This window comes from Sphingomonas sp. JUb134, from assembly GCF_004341505.2.
GTDB lineage: Bacteria > Pseudomonadota > Alphaproteobacteria > Sphingomonadales > Sphingomonadaceae > Sphingomonas.
Window position 1 is genome coordinate 3,120,813 of the sequence record NZ_SLYP02000001.1, and the last position, 21,999, is coordinate 3,142,811.

17 protein-coding genes and 4 pseudogenes are annotated in these 21,999 nt (G+C 66.9%); 12 read left to right on the forward strand and 9 right to left on the reverse strand.

From position 1 onward, the window contains the following. Positions 1-38: 38 nt before the first annotated feature. A complete protein-coding gene (gene msrB / locus EDF69_RS14710) occupies positions 39-527 on the forward strand; it encodes a peptide-methionine (R)-S-oxide reductase MsrB (protein WP_132884302.1) in 489 nt (162 codons plus the stop codon). 83 nt (positions 528-610) lie between these two features. Here msrB and EDF69_RS14715 read toward each other — a convergent pair whose 3' ends face one another. Further along, positions 611-1,153 (reverse strand): CHAP domain-containing protein, encoded by a 543-nt coding sequence (locus EDF69_RS14715; RefSeq protein ID WP_132884303.1) that lies wholly within the window; start codon positions 1,151-1,153, stop codon positions 611-613. Between the two features lie 283 nt (positions 1,154-1,436). On the opposite strand from EDF69_RS14715, the gene EDF69_RS14720 reads away from it, so the two are divergent. Next, positions 1,437-1,871, forward strand: coding sequence for a hypothetical protein (locus tag EDF69_RS14720; protein WP_132884304.1), 435 nt, complete (start codon positions 1,437-1,439; stop codon positions 1,869-1,871). 148 nt (positions 1,872-2,019) lie between these two features. Continuing rightward, complete coding sequence (locus EDF69_RS14725) at positions 2,020-2,571, forward strand: hypothetical protein (protein WP_132884305.1); 552 nt, start codon at positions 2,020-2,022, stop codon at positions 2,569-2,571. 9 nt (positions 2,572-2,580) lie between these two features. Here EDF69_RS14725 and EDF69_RS14730 read toward each other — a convergent pair whose 3' ends face one another. The 3 genes from EDF69_RS14730 to EDF69_RS14740 are packed head-to-tail and all read right to left on the reverse strand — an operon-like array spanning position 2,581 to position 5,247. Then, complete coding sequence (locus EDF69_RS14730; protein ID WP_339538579.1) at positions 2,581-3,738, reverse strand: winged helix-turn-helix domain-containing protein; 1,158 nt, start codon at positions 3,736-3,738, stop codon at positions 2,581-2,583. Between the two features lie 40 nt (positions 3,739-3,778). After that, positions 3,779-4,507: an extensin-like domain-containing protein gene (locus EDF69_RS14735; RefSeq protein ID WP_132884307.1), complete on the reverse strand. Its 729-nt coding sequence runs from the start codon at positions 4,505-4,507 to the stop codon at positions 3,779-3,781. Beyond that, positions 4,504-5,247 (reverse strand): NUDIX hydrolase, encoded by a 744-nt coding sequence (locus EDF69_RS14740; protein WP_132884315.1) that lies wholly within the window; start codon positions 5,245-5,247, stop codon positions 4,504-4,506. Before EDF69_RS14740 ends, EDF69_RS14735 begins: the two co-directional genes overlap by 4 nt. A 185-nt stretch (positions 5,248-5,432) precedes the next feature. Between EDF69_RS14740 and EDF69_RS14745 the strand changes: the two genes are divergently transcribed. Next, positions 5,433-6,434: a polysaccharide pyruvyl transferase family protein gene (locus EDF69_RS14745; protein WP_132884308.1), complete on the forward strand. Its 1,002-nt coding sequence runs from the start codon at positions 5,433-5,435 to the stop codon at positions 6,432-6,434. A 36-nt stretch (positions 6,435-6,470) separates the two neighbouring features. Here EDF69_RS14745 and EDF69_RS14750 read toward each other — a convergent pair whose 3' ends face one another. Continuing rightward, positions 6,471-9,155, reverse strand: a complete 2,685-nt coding sequence (locus tag EDF69_RS14750) for a glycosyl hydrolase 115 family protein (protein WP_239555515.1) — start codon at positions 9,153-9,155, stop codon at positions 6,471-6,473. Positions 9,156-9,332: 177 nt separating this feature from the next. Here EDF69_RS14750 and EDF69_RS14755 point away from each other — a divergent pair, with 177 nt between their 5' ends. Together EDF69_RS14755 and EDF69_RS14760 are read left to right on the forward strand one after the other, a co-directional pair. Further along, a complete protein-coding gene (locus tag EDF69_RS14755) occupies positions 9,333-9,593 on the forward strand; it encodes a hypothetical protein (protein WP_132884309.1) in 261 nt (86 codons plus the stop codon). 636 nt (positions 9,594-10,229) lie between these two features. After that, complete coding sequence (locus tag EDF69_RS14760; RefSeq protein WP_204991394.1) at positions 10,230-13,265, forward strand: TonB-dependent receptor domain-containing protein; 3,036 nt, start codon at positions 10,230-10,232, stop codon at positions 13,263-13,265. 260 nt (positions 13,266-13,525) lie between these two features. Here EDF69_RS14760 and EDF69_RS14765 read toward each other — a convergent pair whose 3' ends face one another. Both EDF69_RS14765 and tnpC read right to left on the reverse strand, forming a co-directional pair. Continuing rightward, positions 13,526-14,128: a plasmid pRiA4b ORF-3 family protein gene (locus tag EDF69_RS14765; RefSeq protein WP_132884633.1), complete on the reverse strand. Its 603-nt coding sequence runs from the start codon at positions 14,126-14,128 to the stop codon at positions 13,526-13,528. Continuing rightward, a pseudogene (tnpC, locus tag EDF69_RS14770) lies at positions 14,125-15,150 on the reverse strand (IS66 family transposase); the annotation flags it as partial. The pseudogene tnpC and the gene EDF69_RS14765, both read right to left, overlap by 4 nt. A 42-nt stretch (positions 15,151-15,192) precedes the next feature. Between tnpC and EDF69_RS14775 the strand changes: the two are divergent. The 5 genes and pseudogenes from EDF69_RS14775 to EDF69_RS14795 all read left to right on the forward strand — a co-directional run. Further along, positions 15,193-15,435, forward strand: coding sequence for a hypothetical protein (locus tag EDF69_RS14775; protein WP_204991395.1), 243 nt, complete (start codon positions 15,193-15,195; stop codon positions 15,433-15,435). Between the two features lie 226 nt (positions 15,436-15,661). After that, a pseudogene (locus tag EDF69_RS14780) lies at positions 15,662-15,859 on the forward strand (IS1182 family transposase); the annotation flags it as partial. 109 nt (positions 15,860-15,968) lie between these two features. Continuing rightward, positions 15,969-17,456, forward strand: a complete 1,488-nt coding sequence (istA, locus tag EDF69_RS14785) for an IS21 family transposase (protein WP_132884630.1) — start codon at positions 15,969-15,971, stop codon at positions 17,454-17,456. 14 nt (positions 17,457-17,470) lie between these two features. Continuing rightward, positions 17,471-18,304: an IS21-like element helper ATPase IstB gene (gene istB, locus EDF69_RS14790; RefSeq protein WP_204991410.1), complete on the forward strand. Its 834-nt coding sequence runs from the start codon at positions 17,471-17,473 to the stop codon at positions 18,302-18,304. Between the two features lie 131 nt (positions 18,305-18,435). Continuing rightward, positions 18,436-18,963: pseudogene (locus EDF69_RS14795) on the forward strand (transposase); the annotation flags it as partial. 35 nt (positions 18,964-18,998) lie between these two features. Here EDF69_RS14795 and EDF69_RS14800 read toward each other — a convergent pair. Then, the gene (locus tag EDF69_RS14800; RefSeq protein WP_339538584.1) at positions 18,999-20,198 is read right to left on the reverse strand and encodes an FAD-dependent oxidoreductase; all 1,200 of its coding nucleotides are present in this window, start codon (positions 20,196-20,198) and stop codon (positions 18,999-19,001) included. On the opposite strand from EDF69_RS14800, the pseudogene EDF69_RS19680 reads away from it, so the two are divergent. Continuing rightward, positions 20,197-20,493: pseudogene (locus EDF69_RS19680) on the forward strand (putative quinol monooxygenase); the annotation flags it as partial. The gene EDF69_RS14800 and the pseudogene EDF69_RS19680 sit on opposite strands and share 2 nt — an antisense overlap. A gap of 95 nt (positions 20,494-20,588) precedes the next feature. On the opposite strand, the gene EDF69_RS14810 reads toward EDF69_RS19680, so the two are convergent. Continuing rightward, a complete protein-coding gene (locus EDF69_RS14810) occupies positions 20,589-21,956 on the reverse strand; it encodes an FAD-containing oxidoreductase (protein WP_132884622.1) in 1,368 nt (455 codons plus the stop codon). Positions 21,957-21,999 lie beyond the last annotated feature (43 nt).

Genomic DNA, 21,999 nt, shown 5'->3' on the forward strand with positions numbered 1-21,999 from the left:
GTGGAAACCGGGTACGCGCCGCCCCATCTTTCCCGCTGATGACACAGCCCCTTCTCGATCGCCGCCGCCTGCTCGGTCTGGTCGGCCTCGGCGGTACCGCGCTCGCGATCGGCGTTTCCGCTGAGGCGGCGCCGCCTGCGCCCTTCAAGCTCAGCGACGCCCAGTGGCGCGCCCGCCTCACCCCCGCGCAATATCATGTGCTGCGCGAGGAAGGCACCGAGCGCGCCTACACGAGCCCGCTCAACAAGGAGGAGCGCCCCGGCGTCTTCGCCTGCGCCGGCTGCGGCCAGCCGCTCTTCACCTCGGCCACCAAGTTCGAGAGCGGCACCGGCTGGCCCAGCTTCTGGGCGCCGATACGGGGCGCCGTGATGACGCGGTCGGACCGGTCGCTGTGGATGGCACGCACCGAGGTGCGCTGCGCCCGTTGCGCCGGTCACCTCGGCCATGTGTTCGACGACGGCCCCAAGCCCACGGGCAAGCGCTACTGCATGAACGGCGTCGCCATGGTGTTCCGCCCGAAGGCGTGACGCCGCCGCGCTAGGCTGGAATCAGAAGCGGCCCGTTTCCAGCGAAGGAAACGGGCCGCTTCTGTTTGGGGGTAGGCAGGCGATCAATCGACCAGCGCGGTGATGCCCTTGCCGATGTTGTTGCCGCCGCCGCTGGCGATCTCGACGGTACCGAGCGTTTCGGTCTGCGGCGCCCGGCCCGAATAGATGAAGCCTTTGGTCACGTAGGACGAGGTTCCGAGGCCGCCGACCGGGCCGAACCACACCCGCACTTCGCTCCAGTCGCCGGCGGGCGAAACATCCACTGCGCGCACGTCGCGCTCGATGCCGCCGCGGCGCGACCAGTTGGCGTGGGTCAGCAGGACCTCGCGGTCGCTCACCACCTTGGAGACCATCGCGACATGGCCCATCCGCATGCGGCGGCTGGCTTCGAACGACAGGACCGCGCCTTCCTTGGGGGTGTTGCCGCGCTCGTACTTGCCGGCGGCCTGGTTCCACCAGGTGTTGGCGTTGCCGTGGATGTCGATGCCGGAAATCTCGCGGGCATAGGGGGCGCACTGCCAGAAGCGTGCCTGTGCCGGAACCGTGGTCAGCAGGCAAAACGATACCGCCAGCGCGCAACGCGCTGCAAAAGCCCGGAAATTCATGGACCCCCCAAAGGTCGTTGAAGCTCGTGTCAGCGTGTGAAGCAGGATTTTTTCACGGGCGAAAGATCATGCGGCTCGTCGACGGAACCTTTTCCGACGAAGCGTGTTTAGGCGTCGGTGGTTGCCCGGCGGAAGGTCCGTCGCAGCCCCGACTGTCCTGCGCGATGGCTGATTTCGCGGCCTTTTTCTGCGTGCCTGCCGCATCGACATCGTCGGCGCAGGTCCTTTCGGTGCGGCGAATCGCCGTCGTTACCCCTGCGCCGATTCCGTCTAGAAGAGGCCGATGCGACCCTGGTTCTTCGCCGCGCTGCTGCTCGCCGGCTGCAACAACAGCCCCCTTCCCGAGGAGGATCTCCGCCCCGCAGGCGAGGAGACGAGCGCAGCGCTCTCGCCCGGCACCACGCCCGTCCGGATCGGCGAACAGGGACCGAGCTTCGCCGCTTGCGGCATCGGCGGCGACGTGATCGCGCCCTCCATCCCGGTCCGCGCAGCGCCGTTCGAGGAGGCATCGGTCACCGACGCACTGGAGCAGGGCCGGCCACTGTTCGTCTGCACCCGCTCGATCGACCAGCGCTGGCTGGGCGTGGTCGTGCCGCCGGCCGCGGCGCCCCAGGAAGGGTGTGGCGTCACCAGCCCCGTCGGCGGCCGCCGCCCCTATGAAGGCGCCTGCCTCTCCGGCTGGGTTCCTGCCGCCGCAGTTCGCGCCCGGGCCCGCTAAGGCCCCTCCCCTCGGTTCGTCGCAACCTTTGTTGCGCTGCAACAGATTTCATGGTCCGTTCGTTGGCACGCGCCGGATCGGTTCAGCATGCTGTTAACCGCCGCCCGGCAGAATGACGGGTGATGGAGCACGTTCGGGAGCGAGATCGATGGGCGCAAGGATGAAGCCGGCCGAAGGCGCGATGACCCTGGCCGAGATGAAAGAGTTCGCAGGCTTCAGCGCCGCGACCCAGCGCTACATCCGCCGCTCGCTCGATATCGGCCTCGACCGTCAGGACGCGATGGAGCGCTGGTCGCGCGACGTCGTCGAGGCGGCCAGCATCCGCGCCCAGGCCCGGCTCTACGATCGCCTGCCCGAAATTCGCGCGCTGGTTCCGGACGACAGCGGCCTGGAAGCCGTCGAACCCTTCATGGCCCCGCTCCTGGTCGTAACCGCGTTCGATCTCGGCCAAGGCCGCCTCACCTCCTTCTCCGCCTATCGCTTCCTCTATGAGCGCCTGCTCGGTGCAGAGGCGCGGCCGTGGCTCCCGTCCGCCTTCTGCGCATCGGCGGCATTGCCCCACCTCCACCCAGAGCTGCGGCGCAAGCTGCTCCAGTCGATCAGCGAAGCCGCCGCCACCGCCTCGGGCTGGTCGCTGCGCCAGCCGGCCTTCTTTCCGGCCTGGGTGGAAAAGGTCGATCAGCGCTCGCTGCCGAACTGAGCGACCGGCTCACAGCACGGGAAGGTCGGAGACCCTGAGGCCCAACCATCCCGCCAGCCGCTCCAGTTCGCCGCCCAGCGCCTCCGGCGTAGCGGCCGGTGCGTTCGGCTCGATGCTGGCCTGCTGCACGATCAGCGTCCCGCTCCTGCGGTCCGCCTTCAGGTCGACGCGCGCGACCAGCGCACCGTCGAGCAGGAACGGCAGAACGTAATAGCCATGCTCGCCCTTGTGCGCGGGCGTGTAGATTTCGAGGCGATAGCGAAAGTCGAACAGGCGCTCGGTCCGATCGCGGTTCCAAACGAGCGGATCGAACGGAGACAGCAGCGCCGGCCCGTTCGCCCGCCGGCCGGCCATGGCGTCGCGATGGAGATAGGCCTGCTGGCGCCAGCCACGCACCCGCACCGGCACGATCGTCCCCTCCTCGACGAGTTCGGCGATCGGCTGCGGGGCATCCGCAGCGGGGATCCGGTAGTAATCGCGCAGATCCCCTGCGGTCGCGATACCGAGCGCCCGTGCCGATCGCGCCAGCAGTTCGCGCCGGGCCTCCGCTCCGGTTGGTGTAGGCTGGTCGAGAATGGCACGCGGCAGCACGCGCTCCGGCAGATCGTAGACGCGCTCGAAATTGCCGCGCCGATGAGTCGCTGCGACCAGGCCCGCCCAGAACAGCCATTCAAGGGCGTGCTTGCCCTCGCTCCACACCCACATGCCCTTGGTCCGCGCGTTGCCGGCCAGGTCGGAGGCCGCGAGCGGTCCTTCGCTGGCGATGCGGGCGAGCAGGGCCTCGGCCTCGGCCCGCCGCGGGCCGGCGAACGGCTCCAGTTGGCGCCATACGCCCCTGCCGGCGCGCGCCCGCGCCATCCGCCAGCGCAGTAGCGGGTGGCAGTCGATCGGCAGCAGCGATGCCTCGTGCCCCCAATATTCGAAGAAGCGCTTGGGGCGCTCCGCCATGATTCCGTCGAGCAGTGCCCGATCATAGGCGCCCAGCCGCGAGAACAGGGGCAGATAGTGCGCGCGGGCTAGGACGCTGACGCTGTCGATCTGAAGCAGGCCGAGCTTCGCGATCGTCCGGCGCACCCGTGCCGCGCCGATGTCGCCGTCCCGTTCGCGCGCGTTGAGCCCCTGCGCGGTGAGCGCGATCCGCCGCGCTTCTGCAACCGAGAGCTCCACCGTCAGAACCGTCCTCCCGCCTTCGTCAGGGGCCTAGGCTTTACCGGCACGCCCGCCACCCCATCGCCCCCCGCCGCGCCTGGTCCAGGTGGAGGTGGTCGCGGTGCGCGGCGTTGTAGTCGGGCGACAGCACGGTCGAGAACAGGCCGCAGGCGCCATCCCGCACCTCGCGCAGGAACGCGGCGCGCTCTCCCTCGCCCTTCCAGTCCCCGACCACCGTAACCCGCTTGCCGTTCGCAAGCACGAAGCCGGCGACGTCCAGCGCATTGGCCGCGGCATGCTCGCTCCAGTCCCCGCTCGATCGGCCGTACATGCGCCGGCAGTTGTAGCTTCCGAAATGCTCGATGCGCACGACCGCGCTGTCGAAGTGCCGGCGCGCGGCCGGCTGCACCACCTGCCACTCCCACATCGCAAGCGCGGCCGCGACCGGGCAGGACGTGCCCACGTCGCGGGGCGCAAAGCGGATCGCGCGCGCGCCTCCCGCGGTCAGCCGCACGCCGTCGGCATAGCCGCACTGGCCCGACACCAGCGGCGCGAGCGGCAGATAGTGCACGCCCGCCTGCTCCAGCAGCTGCCGGCACTTGGGGAAATCGTCCGCAAGCCCGGCCAGCTTGCGCCCGGTGAACATCCCGACCGGCTCGCTCAGGTCGAGCGGCCGCCACGGCAGGTCCTGGGGGCGGCTGCGGACCAGCGCATAGATCGCAAAGCCGATCGCGAGCAGCACCAGCCCCCACAGGATTACCCGCGTCGCCTGCCGCACGCGGTTCATCGGCGGTGCGCTTTGGCCAGCGGCTCGGCGGTGACGGGATAGCCGAGATCGTCGGGGATGCAGAGCTGGTCGATGCCGTCGCGCCGCTCGATCCAGGGGGTGATGGTGCGCACCGGATAAGCGGCCGCATGCGCCGCCGCCGCCGCGAAGCTCCCAAGCGTCGCCAGCCGCTCGAGCACCCGCCGCGTCGGGAAGATCAGGTGCGCGCGTCCAGCCTCCGCATCGGCCAGGACCTGCGCCGCGCCCGCCCAGAAGGCGCGCGCCGTCTCGGTCCCGTCTTCCACGGGTGTCGGCGCATCCTCGGGCGCCGCTGCCAGGAAGAAGTGCGTGTCGAACAGGCGCGCGACCAGCCGCTCCGGCTGCCAACGCGCAAAGGGCACCAACCGCTCCGGCGCGATGCGATGGCGTCCCAGCACCGCCGACAGCGGCTCGCCCGCATGCAGCCGCGCCCGCATCGCCTGGAGGTCGCCCGTGTCCGGCTGCGGATCGAGCCCCACCGCCAGCCCGACTTCCTCGATCGTCTCGCGGATCGCCGCCGCCTTCGCCGCCACCGCTGCATCGCCAAGCTCGGTCGCGAAGGCGACGTCGCCGGGATCAATCCGGCCACCGGGGAATACCAGCGCACCGCCTGCGAACGCCATCTGCGCCGACCGCTCGACCATCAGCAACTCGGGCGCGCCCGGCGCGTCGCGCATCACGATCAGCGTCGCGGCGGGGATCGGCTGGGGCAGGTCGGGCATGATGGGCAGCGTCTTCTTGAGGGCGCCGGCGCGGCCGCTCCGCCTATCCACGGGAGCGATGGGCGAGGCAAGCACCTCCGGGATGGAAGCAATCCGCACGTCCTCACAGAGGGCCTGCGCAGGGACCGGACCATAACGGTGCGGCCATCTTGCCTGTTCCGGCCAGCCTGCGACCACCTGCGGCCATGGATGCGATGTTCGAGCGGGTGGAGGAATTGGCAGAGCGGGTGCGGCACACCGTCACCCCGCTCGCCGATCTGTCGGGTGGCTACGCGCTGCTGGACTTTCCGGATTATTCCAACGTGGGCGACAGCCTCATCTGGCTGGGGGAACTCGCCTTCTTCGATCGCGCGGCCGCGCAGCCGCCCGGCTATGTGAGCACCATCCACGGCTTCGATCTCGACGCGCTGCTTCGACGTGTGCCGGACGGGCCGGTGTTCCTGAGCGGCGGCGGCAACTTCGGGGATCTCTGGCCCCGCTTCCAGCAGTTCCGCCGCATGCTCCTGGCCGCCCTGCCCGGCCGGCCGATCGTCCAGCTACCGCAGACGATCCACTTCGTCGACCCCGAACAGGTACGCCTCACGCGGGAGGCGATCGCCGCCCACGGCAACTTCACCCTCCTGGTACGCGATCGCGCCAGCCTCGCCTTCGCGGAGGCCGAACTCGGCTGCCCTGCCGAGCTCTGCCCGGACATGGCCTTTTGCCTGGGCAGCCTCTCGCGCCCGGCGCTTCCGGTCCACGACATCGTCTACTTGCTGCGTACCGACCAGGAGCGCAGCGCCGGGCGCGGCGTGCCGGAACTGCCGCGCGACACGCTGCTCGTCGACTGGATCCACGGCACGCGCGCACCCAGCCGCTGGGATCGTGCCGTCGCGCGGCTCGGCCGTACCGCACGGATGCTTGCTGGTGGGGAGTCCGACTATCGCCGCTTCCGCGCCCGCGCGCGCTTGGAGCTGGAGCGCGGCCGCGCGCTGCTCGGCTCGGGCGACGCGGTCGTCACCGATCGGCTGCACGGCCACATCCTCAGCGTACTGATGGGCATCCCCCACGCGGTCCTCGACAACAGCTATGGCAAGGTTCGCGGCTTCGCCGAGCTATGGACCGCCGACCTGCCCGGCGTCGCGGTGTGCGAGACGCTGGACGACGCCACCGCCCACGCGCTCGCGACCCTGCGGGAGATCGCCTGACGCCGGGCGGTTCCGCACCGCCCCGTCCCACCCCGTTTACGCGGGGCGGCGCCGTCGCCCTGCCGATGCCGGCAGGCTGCCGTTTCCGCCACCGCCATGCGCCTGCGCCGGAACAGGCCCCAGATAGCTCGGTGGCACCGGCACGGTGCTCAGCACCAGCTTCTGGAGCACGACATTGTCGCCGATCCGCCAGACCCGCACGACGTGCCGGCCCGGAGCGATCGTCCCCAGGTCCGCGGACAGCCGAACCGCATTGTCGCGCACGGCCTGCGCCCAGCGCTCCTTGCCCGGCGTATCCTCCGGACCGCCAGTCGCCTCCAGCCGCGCCTGCAGCACCTGCACGGCCCCGCCATCCAGCGACACGCCGATGCGGACACCACTGCCGCCGCTCGTGTCGAGCGTGGGCGCGAGATAGAGCGTCACCTGCGCCGGCCCGCCCTTCTCCACCGTCACGTCATATTCCAGGCTGATGCCATCCTCAGGCGTGGTCGCTGGCAGACCCTGGGGCAACGCGATCACGGCACCGGCCGTACGCCCCAAATTCGGGATCACCGTCCACCGCATCGCCTTCCCGTCCCGCGCACGGCTGAACGCCGGCGCCTCGATCCCGATCACGCCTTCGGGAGCTCCCTTCGGTGCCACGAAGCGCGGCTGCGGCCGGCGCCGGTCGTTGGGCGTATCCGCAGCGACCCGCGTGATGCTGGGCATGGTCTGCTGCGTGGGATCGTTCCAGATCACATAGCTCATGTGGATCTGGGCCATCATGCCATCCCACTTGCCACCGTTGATGCTGTGGTAGCGCTGGGTCAGCGCACCGTCGCGGCGGAAGGTCGCCTCGACCTGATCGGCGAAGTAATTGGCGCGCGCGTCGTTCTTCGACGCCAGCAGCTTGTTCCACGCCGCGGCGTAATAGAGGCGATAGAGGTTCGCCATCGCCGCGATCGGGAACTCGACGATCTGGTAATAGGCGTCCAGCTGCTCCGCGCCCAGTTGCGAGCGCGTGTCGAGCATGCGCGCTTCCAGCGCATCCCACTCCGCGACGATCGTGCCGAACTCGCCGCCGTCCAGCCCTTGCGGGGTGATGCCGCCCAGCGGGAAGCTGTCCGGATCGATCAGCTCGGGTTTCCGCCGCGCGGCATATTTGCTGTAGCGGGTGAGCAGGTTGCCGATCGCCGGCCCATGCGTGGCGCCGAACGTCGCCGTCGCCCAGTCCTCCGGATAGGCAGCGAGCGCCGCGGGCGTCATCGCCTCCGGGTCCCACGCCATGTCCAGGAAGAAGCTCAGCGGATATTCCATCGGCTTGATGTCGCCGACGTTGACGATCCACATCGTCCGCACGTCGCGCCGATAGGCGAGATCCATCTGCTGCCAGACCTTTTCGATCTGGCTAGTGTTGATCCACTTGTAGTTCCGCGGACCGCCTACATAGTCGTAGTGGTAATAGATGCCGTAGCCACCGCGCCGCCGCGCTGCGCCCGCATCGGGAAGCCGGCGGATCTGCCCCCAATTGTCGTCGGAGAACAGCAGGGTGACGTCGTCCGGCACCTTCATGCCGTGGTCGTAGTAATCCTGCACCTCCTTGTAGAGCGCCCACACCTGCGGCGTTTCGCTGGCGGGCTTGCCCGTCACCTCGGCGATGATCGCCCGCTGGTCCGTCACGACCCGCTCCAGCAGCGGGATGGCCGTCCCCTCGCCCATCGCCTCGTCGCCGTCGCCGCGCATGCCGACCGTCACGACCGACTCATAGCCGCGGCCGCCGCCCTTGGACATCATCCGCTCGATGCCGCCCCGCCAGAAGCGACGCAGGTTCTCGGTATTCTTGGTATAGTCCCAGGCGCCGCCGGTGACGCCCTCTTCCTTGTTGCGGTGCCATTCGTCATGGGCGCGCAGCATCGGCTCGTGGTGGGAGTTGCCCATCACCACGCCCATTGCATCGGCCAGCACCATGTTCTGGGGATCATCGGCCGCAAACGCCCGCGGCGCCCACATGGCGGGCCACAGGTAATTGCCCTTCATGCGCAGCAGCAGCTCGAAGACGTGCGCGTACATCTTCGAATTGACGCCGCCGAACTTCTTCGCCGCCCAGCCGCTGAGTGCCGGCGCCTCGTCGTTGATGAAGAAGCCGCGATAGCGCACCTTGGGCTGGTCGCGCCGCGATCCCGCCGGGATCGAGACTTCGCGCCGCCGCTGTACCGGCACGTCGGCAAACCAGTGCCAGGGCGACACGCCGATGCGCTCGCACAGATCATAGGTCCCGAACGCCGCCCCGCGCCGGTCGGAGCCGATGACGACCAGCGCGCGCGGAACGCCCGGCAGCGGATCGTCGACCACGATCTGGCGAAACGCCTCCCACTGGCCGCGCAGGTCCGCCGCGTCGATCTTGCCCGCGGCCGCAAGCGCGTCGAGCATCGCGCTCTGGCCAAGCACCCCGATCAGCACCGCCGGGCCGCGCAGGCCAGCCATGTCGCCTTCGATCAGCCGCGCGCGATTGCCGCTCACCCGCTCCAGGTCGGCAGCGAAGCTTCGGGCGGCGTGGCCGACGGCGGAGTCCGCTTTGGCGTCGATCACCACCGCAGCAGGCACCCCGCCCGCGATCAGCGGAAACGCACCCCTCCCCGCGGGGGCGCTCTGCGCCTCGGCCTGCTCCGCTGCGGGCAGCGAGCCCAATGCCAGGGCCCCGACGCAGGCGGCGCCGCCCATCAGGCTTCGCCGAGTCACCATCATCCCTGCACGCACCACAGCATCTTCTCCCTCAAGCCACGGCACGACCTTCTCACCGGCGTCGCATCCGCATTTGGTATCGCTATCATGCCGCTTGTTCGAAGAGAAGCCGGTCGTGCTCCCCCCTGTGGCCTGCTGTGGCTTGGGGCGGAGCGAAGCTTCGGCTAAGGCTCGACCATGGACTTCGACCAGCTCCTCATCCGCTTCTTCGGCTCGGCCGACATCGCCGCCCTCTCGCCGGGTCAGATCGCCGACGGCGCCGATCGGCTGCGGCTCGAATTCGGGCTGGAAAAAGACAGCGGCCGCCGCTTCGCTTTGTGGTGCCTGATGTACATGCTGGGAATCGCGCCCGACCTCGACGCCTTCGAGGACGAGGCCGACCGCGAAGCCGCACGCGACTTCATGGACGCGGTCGACCAGGAAGCCGACGACAACTAAGCTTCCGCGTCTGGCGAAAGGCCGACTTCCGTCCGCCGCACAGACGCCTGCTGACAGCAAGCTCCAGTCCCTTCGACGCCTGTTCTTGGCTTCGAAGCGCCGCCATTTCGCTTTCGGCAGATGACGCGCCGCTTCGCCGTGGAAGTTCATGCCGCTGGTATTACAGCGCTGCGCTCCGACTGCCGGGAAGTCGGACCACAGCTTCCCAATCGGCCCTCTTTGGTCTCGCCGCCGCTCTCATTTCTCCAGAAACCTTGTCCAGTACATGTAGGACCGCTTCGGCGTTTTGCGTCCGCAAGCGGTGATCGTCCGCGCCTCTCCCGCCATCCCTTTCTGCCCCAGCAGGAGGAGCCTCCCGTTTCTCAAGCACCGGGCCCGTAAAAGAACTGCCTAGTCCAATAATACCAATCGGCACGATCGGTATTGTCTAGATGAAACCTTTGTGACAGCATCGTAACACTGGTGCTCGGGGGCACGATTCACAGCCGGCAGGACGCGGCGCGCGAAACGCGTGTCGGGGAACTGATCGCGCGTGCGGCATGCACGTGCGGCCGACGACCAGGACTGAAACGGGGGAAGACAATGCTGTTAAAGGGATTGCTGGCCACAAGTTGCTGCGTGGCCGCGCTGGTTTCCATGCCTGCTTCCGCGCAGGTCCTTGCCGACACCACCGACGCCGCGACGCAGGACGCGCCGGTCTCGATCGGCGACCCGGTCGCCTCCGCCAAGCTGGCCGCGGACAGTGCCCGCGACGACACTGCCAGCAGTGACGAGAGCGGCAACGTGATCGTCACCGGCACGCGCATCCAGCGCCCGAACAACCGTTCGGCAGCCCCGATCGTCACCACCACTGCGGCCGAGATCGCAGCCCAAGGTGCGACCACGATCGAGGAAGTGCTCAACCGCCTGCCGCAGGTGCAGGTGAACTCCGAGCAGAACTTCAGCGACTCCGAAGGGCGCCAGCGCATCAAGCTGCGCAGCCTCGGCTATGAGCGCACCCTGACCCTGATCGACGGCATGCGTGTCGGCCTCGCCAACACGATCGACGTCGGCATCATCCCGACCGCGCTGGTCGAGCGCATCGACGTGCTCACCGGCGGCGCCTCGTCGGTCTACGGCTCGGACGCGGTGTCGGGCGTCGTCAACTTCATCCTCAAGAAGAACTTCGAAGGCGTCCGCCTCGACGCCAACTACAGCTTCTTCAACCACCACAATCGCGCAAATGCCGTCACCGAGGCCGCGAGCCGGATCGGCGTCAACTCGGCAACCGGCATGACCAACGATGGCGGTCGCGCGGACATCAGCCTTTCCGCCGGCACCAACCTGTTTGACGACCGGGTGAACATCAGCGGTTTCGTCAACTATCGCCAATCGGACTTGGTCCGCCTGCGCGATCGTTCGGGCGCGGTCTGCGAGGTCGTGCAGTCCAGCAACACCGCACCGCTGGCCTGTTCGCGCGCAAGCTACACGCCCGCCGGCACCATCATCCCGCAGGCAGGGTCTCTTTCTGGAAGGCAGCTGGTCAACAACCCGAACGGCAACGGCACCTTCATCCCGATCAACAGCGGCCCTGCGGCGGCCCAGGCCAATCCGTACGACGACTGGTCGTTTCAGCGTCCGTTCGACCGCATCAACGCCGGCGGCTTCATCACCGCGCAGATCAACGACCACATCGAGTTCTACGGCAACGGACTGTACTACCGCGACAAGTCGTACAACACCCAGCTCAATCGCACCTTGTCCTTTTCCGTCTATGGCAGCGATCCCTTCCGGGTGAACTGCGACAACCCGTTGCTGTCGGCGTCGCAGGCACAGGTGCTGTGCGGTGCCAACGCCGGGATCGCAGGACAATATGCGCCGCTCGACGTCCGCTACCGCTTCGACGGATTGCCGCTGGTGGAGCAGAAGTTCACCAACGAAGGCTATCGCATCGTCGCCGGTTTGCGCGGCCGCGTGCTCGACGACGTCTGGTCCTATGACGTCGCCGGCATGATCTCGCGTGCGCGACTCGACAACATCGACACGCCCCGAGCGCGGTTCGCAAGCGTCAACCGCTCGCTCGACGTGGTCAACGTGGGCGGCACCCCGACCTGCCGCTCGGTAGTCGACGGCTCTGATCCGGCCTGCGTGCCCTTCAACGCCTTTGCACCGTTCAATCAGGACGCGGCGCTCAACAACTATCTTTACGGCGGCGAAACCGGCGGCATCTACACGCGCGTCCCGCGTCTCCTCCAGTTCGTCGGGACGGTCAGCGGCGATCTCGGCAAGTACGGCATCATCTCGCCGCTTGCGGGGCAGGGCGTGGCGATCGCCATCGGTGCCGAATATCGCGAGGAGATGGAGCGCTCCACCGTCAACGAGATCTTTCGGGCGAACAACAGCTACGGCGAGAACCAGCGCGTCACCCAGAACATCCTCGAGGGCAACATCGAGGTGCAGGCGCCACTCGTCGAGGATCAGCCCTGGACCCAGCTGCTCCAGCTTAATGCCGGCTATCGCCAGTCGAAGTACAACCGTCTCGATGGCAGCTTCGGCACCTGGAAGGTCGAGGGCATCTGGGCCCCGATCGACGACATCACCTTCCGCGCATCCTACAACAAGTCGCAGGCGGCGCCGGGTGTCGGCGCTGCAGCGGGTGCGGTGAACGTCTTCTGGAATCAGGGCTTCTACGCCGACCCGTGCGCACCGCAAATCGATACAGCCAATCCCAACGGTCCGCGCAAAGGACCAAGCGCGAGCCTGGAAAAGTGCCGCAACACCGGCCTCGCCGACAACCTCTACGGTAGTGAGACGCTGATCTGCCCCGACGATCGCTGCACGGTGCGCGAGAACGGCTTCGGCCTCACCCCGGAAACCGCGTTCACCAAGACGTTCGGCGTAGTGCTGCGGCCGCGGTTCCTGCCGGGTCTGACCGTGTCGATCGACCGCTGGCTGATCGATCTGGAAGACCAGCTCACCTTCCTCAACCCGTCGGATTGGATCACCGAGTGCCTCAACACCGGCAACGACTATTTCTGCCGCGGCATCGTGCGCAATCCGGACGGCACGCTGTCCAGCTCGCCGGCCAGTAGCCCTTCGACGGGCTGGGTGTCACGTGGCTCCATCAACGGCTACAAGTCGCAGTCGCACGGCTGGGATTTCCAGGGGCAGTATAACCTGGGCTTGGGCAGCGTCGGCTTCCTCGACATGAGCTTTAACGGCACGCTGATGACACTCGTGGGGACGCAAGGTGACCCAACCGTCGAGGCGCGCGACTGCACTGGCTATTGGGGTAGCGGCTGCGGCGAGAGCATGCCCACTTGGGCCCACCAGTTCCGCACGACCTGGACCTCTCCGGACCGGATTGCCAGCGTGTCGCTGAACTGGCGCCACCGCAGCGCCATGCCATTGACCTTCTATTCACCGGAGGACACCGGCATTCCCCGGCAGGACGAGAGCGCCCGGCGCGACCAGTATGCGGGCATTAAGGCCTATGACTGGTTCGACCTCGCGTTCAGCTTCGACATCAGCAAGCAGATGACGTTCCGCCTCGCGGCAAACAACATCTTCGACAAGGACCCGCCGATCATCCCGGACAGCCGTGCCCAGATCGGCCTGCTGCGCGGCAACACGATCATGGGCTACGACCTGCTCGGTCGCCAGCTCGTCGCCGGTGTGTCCGTGCGGATGTAACCCAGACGACGGCCGCCCCCCGGAAGATGGCTTCCGGGGGGCGTACGCCCAGGATCGCGCTTCGCCGCACGACGCGGCCTCTCTCCCTCGATCGCACGGCAGCAGCGCTTCGCCCGGAAACCGCAGCGCCAGTCCGCCAGTTGCGAAATCCGCCCGACAATAGATGGCCTTCTTCGGAACCACCTGAGCCGGTTCGACGCATGGCCGCCAACCGTTCTCGCGACGAGAAACCCAGTAAGCGTGGCCGGTAGGCCGCCTTGTTATTGCGGCCGGCTCTTCTGGTAGGCGAGCTTGCCAGCATGGCGGCGGATGGCGATGGCGGCGACGGCGCGCCGGGTGAAGCGTTCGTCGATGTCGTCAGGGTTGTAAGGGCCGCCATACCAGTTGCGCAGTCGGTCGTGTTCCTCGTGAGTGGGGTCGCCCATGGCGTCGAGGAACATCTCGTATCCGGGCAAGCCACCGACATCCTCGGGTGGACAGCGCCGTTCGCCGGCGACGAAGCGCGGGTATTTGACGTCAGGCTCGCCGGGGCCGACCGTTTCCACGGTGATGGTGTGCCGCCAGTCGTCGCCCATGTCGTAGGTGTAGACGAGTTCTTTCATGCCCCGGTCGAGGAGGGCGGCGAGCTTCACGTTCTTGGCGGCCGCCATGCCGCTTTCCGACCACATCGGGTCCGGCACGCCGTAGCGGTGGTCGCCGGCCTCGAAGTGCCAGAGATGACAGTTCTCCCAGCCCATCGCAGCCTGGACGACATCGTGGAGCATCTTGAGGCTGGCGGTGACCGGCACGTCGACCCGGCGCCAGATGGCGGGTTCGATGTTGTCCAGGACGAGGTGCAGGCGGGCAACGGTTTCGGCGCTCATGCCGCCAGCCTGGCAGGTTCGCGAGCCCAGTTCCACGGCATGAGCTCGTCCCAGCGGCTGGCGGGCCAGTCGTCGGCGACCCTGGCGATGACGTCGGCGATGTACGCCTGCGGGTCAACGCTGTTGGCCTTGCAGGTCTGGATGACGGTGTAGATCGCGGCGGCACGCTCGCCGCCCGCCCTGGAGCCGGCGAACAGCCAGTTGCGGCGACCAACGGCGACGCCGCGCAGGGCACGCTCGGCGATGTTGTTGTCGATCTCCAGGCGGCCGTCGTCGAGGAAGCGGCACAGTGCCGGCCAGCGTTTGGTGCCATAGGCGATGGCCTTGGCCATATCGGACTTGGGCGACAGGCGACGAAGGGCAGCGTCGAGCACCTCGCGCAAGGCGCCGACCAACGGCTTGGTTCGGTCCTGTCGCACTCGGTGCCGGACATCCGGTGGCTGGTCGCGCACCTCGGCTTCGACGGCATAGAGCGCGCCGAAGCGCTGGAGGATGTCGGTGGTCAGCGGCGTGGGGATGCGCTCGTGCAGGTCGAACACCTTGCGCCGGTAATGCGCCCAGCACGCTACCTCGGTGACACCGCTGCGGTACAGCCCGTCATAACCGGCATAGGCATCGGCCTGGAGGAAGCCGCGGAAGCCGGCGAGATGCGTCTGCGGGTGCGCGGCGGTCCGGTCGGGTGTGAAGCGATACCAGGTCGCGGGCGGCGCCGTGCTGCCGGACGCGCGGTCATCGGCCGCGTATACCCACAGCCGCCCGGTCGCGGTCTTGCCTCGGCCCGGGTCGAGCACCGGCACCGGCGTGTCGTCCGCATGGATCTTGTCTGCGGTCAAGACAGCATCACGGATACGGCTGACGACCGGGTCGAGCAGGACTGCGGCCTGCCCGGTCCAGCCGGCAAGGGTGGAGCGGTCGATGTCGAGGCCCTGCGCCGCCATCATCTCGGCCTGACGATAGAGCGGCAGATGGTGGTCGAACTTGGAAACGACGACATGCGCCAGCGTGGCGAAGGTCGCCTTGCCTGGGACAGCTTCTTCCATCTCTCGCCAGAAGACCAACGCAGCATGTTCGCGCGCTTTCAGGCGCACGCCGCACCCGGCGCGGCGCTGATGTTCACCAGCGGCGACGTCGAGGGCGTCGCGATCGGCGAACTTCAGGGCGATCCGCTCTATCATGGCAGCCTAAACGAGGCGGAATACCGGGCGCTGCTGGAGACGCATGGGTTCGATGTGGCCGCGCATGTGGCCCAGGACCCAACCTGTGGCTACCGCACGGTGTGGTTGGCCCGGCAGCGGGACACACCGTAACCGATACGGGATCGGCTCCGGCCTCAACATTCTGGCCCGGCCTGAAGGCTGACCTATCAGTGAACGCTCCTGTCGCTCGGCTCGCCTCACCATCGCCTCTTCAGCTTGCCACGATCCCCGGAACATCATGCTCAACCACAAACCGGTGGAGGCTGTTGAAAAACAGGTGCTTGCGACCGTGACGAGGGCGTGATTCACTCCTGCAAGGCGGCAGGGGATCACGGACATGATGGGTCGGCAGGTGGCACAGGGCGCGCTGTTCTACGGCTTCCGGCTCGATGAGCATGTGCCGGTCGACCACCTGCTCCGACGCATCGACGGCGTGTTGGACTTCGGCTTTGTGCGCGAGGCGCTGGCAGCCAGCTACAGCACGAGCGGGCGGCCCTCGATCGATCCGGAATTGATGCTCAGGATGCTGTTGATTGTGTGAAGGGCGGTGACAAACCAGGCCACAGGACCGCCGGCGCAGTGCCGTCGGGGGCGGAGTAAAATCCGGCCAGTTGGTAAGCTGCTCCCTTTGCGGAGCGGCGGGGATGTTTGTCGTGGAGAGCTACGCAGCGGTCAGACGGTTTGTATTTGTCGAGGGGCATAGTCGCCGGGAAGCGGCGGAGGTGTTCGGGCTGAACCGGGATACGGTACGCAAGATGTGCCTGTATTCGGCGCCTCCTGGATACCGCCGGACGAAACCTCCGACCAAGCCGAAGCTCGGGACGCTGCTACCGGTTATCGACGCAATCCTGGCAGCCGACCGCGAGGCGCCGGGCAAGCAGCAGCACACGGCCAAGCGGATCTTTGAGCGGCTGCGCGACGAGCATGGCTATACGGGCGGCTACACGATGGTGAAGGACCATGTGCGGCTGTGCAGGGCCCGCGGGCGCGAGACCTTCGTGCCGCTGGCGCACCCGCCGGGGCATGCACAGGTCGACTTTGGCGAGGCGGTCGCGGTCGTCGGCGGGGAGCGGATGAAGATCCACTATTTCTGCATGTCGCTGCCGCAGTCGGATGCCTGCTTCTTCAAGGCGTATCCGCGCGAGACGACCGAGGCGTTTCTTGACGGGCACGTGTCGGCATTCGCGTTCTTCGGGGGCGTGCCGCTGTCCATCCTCTACGACAACACAACCATCGCCGTGGCAAAGATCTGCGGCGATGGAACGCGCGAGCGCACACGCGCCTTCACCGAGTTGGTCAGCCACTACCTGTTTCAGGACCGTTTTGCGCGTCCAGCGCGAGGCAACGACAAAGGCAAGGTCGAGGGGCTGGTGAAGTTTGCGCGCAACAACTTCATGGTGCCCGTGCCGGTCGCTGCCAATTTCGATGTCCTGAACGCCAGGTTCGAGGAGTCCTGCCGTACGCGCCAGGGCGAGCATGCCGGTCAGCACGCGCAGACCATTGCCGAGCGGCTGGCGGCAGACGTATCGGCATTGCGCACGCTGCCGTCCGTACCACTGGAGCCATGCGAGAAACGCGCGGCGCGCGTGTCGTCGACCGCGATGGTGCGCTACCGGACCAACGACTATTCGGTGCCGACCGCGTACGGCTACCGCGACGTGATGGTGAAGGGGTTCGTCGACGAGGTCGTCATCATATGCGCGGGCGAAGAGATTGCCCGGCACGCGCGTTGCTACGACGAAGGCGTATTCGTCTCCAACCCACTGCACTATCTCGCGCTCATCGAGACCAAGCCCGGTGCGCTCGACCAGGCGGCAGCCCTTCAGGACTGGAACCTGCCGGACATCTTCCAGCATCTGCGCCACCTGCTCGAGGCCCGGATGGGCAACAAGGGTAAACGCGAGTTCATCCAGGTGCTGCGGCTGCTCGAGGCGATGCCGCTTCCCATCGTCACGGATGCCGTGACCGAGGCAGTCCAGTTGGGCGCACCTGGTTTTGACGCGGTAAAACTCATCGCGCTGGCGCGTATCGAGCGCCGTCCGCCGCGCCTGGATTTAGCGGCGTATCCGCACGTGCCCAAGATGGACGTCAAAACGACGTGCGCGGCCGACTATGCGGTGCTGGCAGCATGACGGACAAGGACGCCATGCCGGTGGGCACGACCGCAGGTACGCCACAGGTGCTGCTCGCCCATCATCTCAAACAACTCAAACTGCCAACCGTTCTGCGCGAGTACGAAAAGGTCGCGCGCGAATGCGCGCAAGGCGGGGTCGACCACACGCGCTACCTGTTGCGGCTTATCGAGTTGGAGCTCATCGACCGCGAGCGCCGGACCATCGAACGACGGATCCGCGCAGCCCGTTTCCCGGCTGTGAAGAGCTTCGACACCTTCGAGTTCACCGCCATCCCCAGCCTGAACAAGATGATGGTGGTCGAGCTCGCACGGTGCGAATATATCCTGCGCCGCGAGAACGTCATTGCGCTCGGCAACAGCGGGACAGGCAAGACGCATGTAGCCCTCGCGCTCGGCCTGGCGGCTTGCCAGAAGGGCTTCACAGTCGCCTTCACTACCGCGGCCTCGCTGGTGAACCAGTTGATGGAGGCGCGAGACGAGCGACGGCTGCTCAAGCTCCAACGCGAGATGGCGGCCGTGAAGCTGCTCGTCGTCGATGAACTCGGCTACGTCCCGTTGTCCCCGACCGGCGCCGAACTGCTCTTCGAGGTGCTGTCGCAGCGCTACGAGCGCGGCTCGACCATCATCACCTCCAACCTGCCGTTCGAGGACTGGACGCAGGTGCTCGCCTCCGAGCGGCTGACCGGCGCACTGCTCGACCGGCTCACCCACCATGCCACCATCCTGACCATGAACGGCGACAGCTATCGCCTCAAGCAGTCCACCGGACGCAAACGTCGCGGGGCGGAGCAAAACCAGGCCAGTGCCCTGTCCGACCCGGACACCGGTGAGATATTATCTTCCTGACCATCAGGCCGAGGACGGCAACGATATGAAAAGGGCCCCGATCGGGGCCCTTTTCATATCGTCAGCGCGCGCCTCAAGTGGCCTGCTTTTACTCCGCCCCGCTGGCCTGGTTTTGCTCCGCCGTTGACAGGTGGGGCTGGATGTATCTGTCGACCGTGCTCGACGACTTCTCGCGCTACATCATCGCCTGGAAGCTGTGCACCAACATGCGAGCCGAGGACGTCACCGACACGCTGGACCTCGCCCTGGCGGCTTCTGGTTGCGACAGCGCCACGGTGCTGCACAAACCCCGGCTACTCAGCGATAATGGCCCCAGCTACATCGCGGGTGAGCTGGCGGAATACATCGAGGCCCGGAAGATGAGCCATGTCCGCGGCGCCCCGTGTCATCCCCAAACCCAGGGCAAGATCGAGCGCTGGCACCAGACCCTGAAAAACCGCATCTTGCTGGAAAACTACTTCCTGCCCGGCGACCTCGAAGCCCACATCGAGGCCTTCGTCGAGCACTACAATCACCAGCGATACCACGAGAGCCTGGCCAACGTGACGCCTGCCGACGCCTACTTCGGCAGGGCTCCGGCAATCATCAAACTGCGCGAAAGGATCAAGCGACAGACCATCGAACATCGGCGCTTGCAGCACCGCAAGTTCGCCGCCTAACATCAACCCCCTGACGAGGTCCGCACTCCGCTAATCTACGCCGCGAGTTGTGCCGAATGTTCTGACGACGGACAGGGTCGGCGATAGCTTGCCCCCGAGGCGATCACGATCGCCTTGGAGATCACGCGGGTGCCCCCCGCGATTTCGAGCGTCAGTTCCTTGCCCGAGCAGTCGAGCCGGTCGACATGCATCGGGACGGCGATCTCCGCGCCAAACTTGATCGCCTGATTGAAGGCGCGGCCAACCAGCGCACGACCGGAAATCCCAGTCGGGAAGCCCAGATAATTCTCGATCCGCGACGAGGCCCCGGCTTGGCCCCCTGTGTTGCGCCCGTCAAAGACGACTACCGAGAGCCCCTCCGACGCGGCATAGACGGCCGCCGCCAGCCCGGCCGGACCGGCACCGACGATCGCGACATCGAACCGCGCGCCATCCTTGATCGACGGCGTAATGCCGAGGCAGGTCGCGAGCTCGAGTTCGGTCGGATCGCGCAGGAAAGTGCCGTCAGGGCAGACGATCAGCGGCAGTTCGGCCGCTGATATACCAAGCCGCTCGATCAGCGCCTTGCCTTCTGCGTCGGTCGTCGCGTCCAGCACGAGGTTGGGATAGCCGGCACGGGTGAGGAACACCTGCAGCCGAACAACTTTCGGGTTCGAGGGAGCTCCCACCAGGATAGTCCCGGCCTCCGCGTCCTCGATGAGCTCGACCCGGCGCAGGATGAGCGCGCGCATGACGATTTCGCCGAGATCGGCTGTCCCGATCATCAACGCACGAAGGTGCGGTGCGTCGAACGGGATGGCGATGCAGCCATCAGACCCCGCGCGCCCTGCCGAGATGGAAGGACGGCCGGCCAGGGCGTTCACCTCGCCGCTAAACTGGCCGACACCGTAACTCGTGACGGATGTCTCGCCGCTAAGGCCGCGTCGCCGGGTCAGCTCGATCTCACCTTCGATCACGAGCCATGAGGGAGTGCCGACGGCCCCGATCGAAAAGACAGCCTCGCCGGGCGCGAAGCGTTGCTCCGGACCGCTCGCGAACCTGCGCGCGCTGTCGACCTGGTGGGCGGTCAGCGTCGGGAAGATCTGGTCTTTGCGGGTTTCCAAAATGCCCATGGGAACGCTAATCCTCGACGAGTTCGTGTTGTCAGATGCTGCGGGGCGCCGGCTCGCTCCCGCAAGCTTCGCTCTGCGCGATGATTTGGCAAGGGCGCGGACTGTGCCTCCGCGCACAAGCATGTTTCACTCTCTCCGGTTGCCCTGCGCTGCGGGGAGTGTGAGCGTGCCGACGAACCCGCTGAGAAAGGACCGCCAATTGTCCTCCCATGTGAAGATCGTTGCTGTGCTCGGCGCCAAGCCTGGCAAGGCTGATGCGCTCGAGGCGCTGCTGCGTGGAATGTTGGCGCCAAGCCGGGCCGAAACCGGCAACCTGCGATATGATCTCTGGCAGGAGCCTGCACCGTCTGGTCGGATCGTGCTCGACGAGCTCTATACCGATCAGGCGGCGATCGACGCCCACCGGGCGACCCCGCACTTCCAGAGCTATCTGGGACAGATCGAGGGGCTCGCCGAACGGCTGGCGGTCGTTGTCCATCCCCTCGACATAGGCCGAACGAAGCTCCTCGCCGTTCATTCGAGACTGCCTGCAATTGTCGGTAGAAGTTCGGAGACGGTCGGATGGATATGCACGGTCTGCCGCAGGCGATCAGCGGTGGCGTCGTTCGCCATCATATCGAGGATGCAATGGATCGCCTCGTCGCCAGAGGTGCCTAATATCGTTCCGCCCAAAATCCGGTCCGTCTCCGCGTCGACCACGATTTCCATGAACCCTGCCGTCTCATCTTTCTCCACCGCACGCCCTACCCTCGACATGGGGCGGCGGCCGACCTTTACGCTGCGCCCTGACGATCGCGCCTTATCCGCGCTGATTCCGACCCGGCCGAGAGGCGGGTCGGTGTAGAGCGCGTAGCAGGCGATCCGGTCGGTGACCTTGCGATCCGCGCCGTCCAGGAGGTTCTCTGCGACGATCTCGAAATCATTGTAGCTCGTGTGGGTGAAGGCGCCGCGGCCGTTGCAGTCACCGAGCGCCCAGACACCGGGCGCGGTCGTCTCGAGCCGATCATTCACGCGGATATAGCCCCGCTCGTCGATCTCGATGCCGGCGGCCTCGAGGCCCAGATCGCCCGTGTTGGGGATGCGGCCAACGGCCATCAGGACATGGCTCGCGATAATTGCCGGCGCGCCGTGCGCGCACGTCAGGCCTACCTCGATCTTGTCCCCGTGAGGCGCGAAGCGGATACACTCGGCGTGCGTCCGGATTGCGATCCCTTCGTCCGCAAAAATGCGCTGCAATTCGGCCGAGACCCGCTCGTCCTCCCGGCCCACCAGGCGCTCGCCCTTTTCGACGACGGTCACTTCGGCACCGAAGCGGTGGAACGCCTGGGCGAATTCCAGGCCGACATAGCTTCCGCCGATCACGACCAGATGCGCCGGCACGGTGGAAAGCTTCAGGATGGAGCTGTTGGTGAGAAGCGGAACATCGGCGACGCCCGGCATGTCGGGAATGAAGGCCCGGCCGCCGACGTTGATGAAAATCTTGGCGGCGGTCAGAAGGTCGTCACCAACCCGAACCGATCTGCCGCCCTCGAACCGCGCGTGACCGAAGATGAGGGTGCAGTTTTCCAGGCCGCGCAGCCATTCCTCATCGCGTCCCTGCGCATCCGAAGACACCCTGCTGGTGCGCGCATGGACGCGCCCCATGTCGATGCTGATCGGACCCGTGACGACGCCGTACTCGGCACCGCGGCGCGCGAGATGCGCGGCGTAGGCTGAGGCCACCATCGTCTTGGTCGGCATGCAGCCGGTATTGACGCATGTGCCGCCCACCAGATGGCGCTCGACGATCGCGACCCTTTGTCCTGCGGTGGAAAGGCGGGCGGCGAGGGCGGGGCCAGCCTGGCCGGCACCGATGATGATCGCGTCGAAATGCTTCTCCATAGGGCTCCGCCTCCCTGCTCGTGCTGGGTGACGAGCGCGTTCG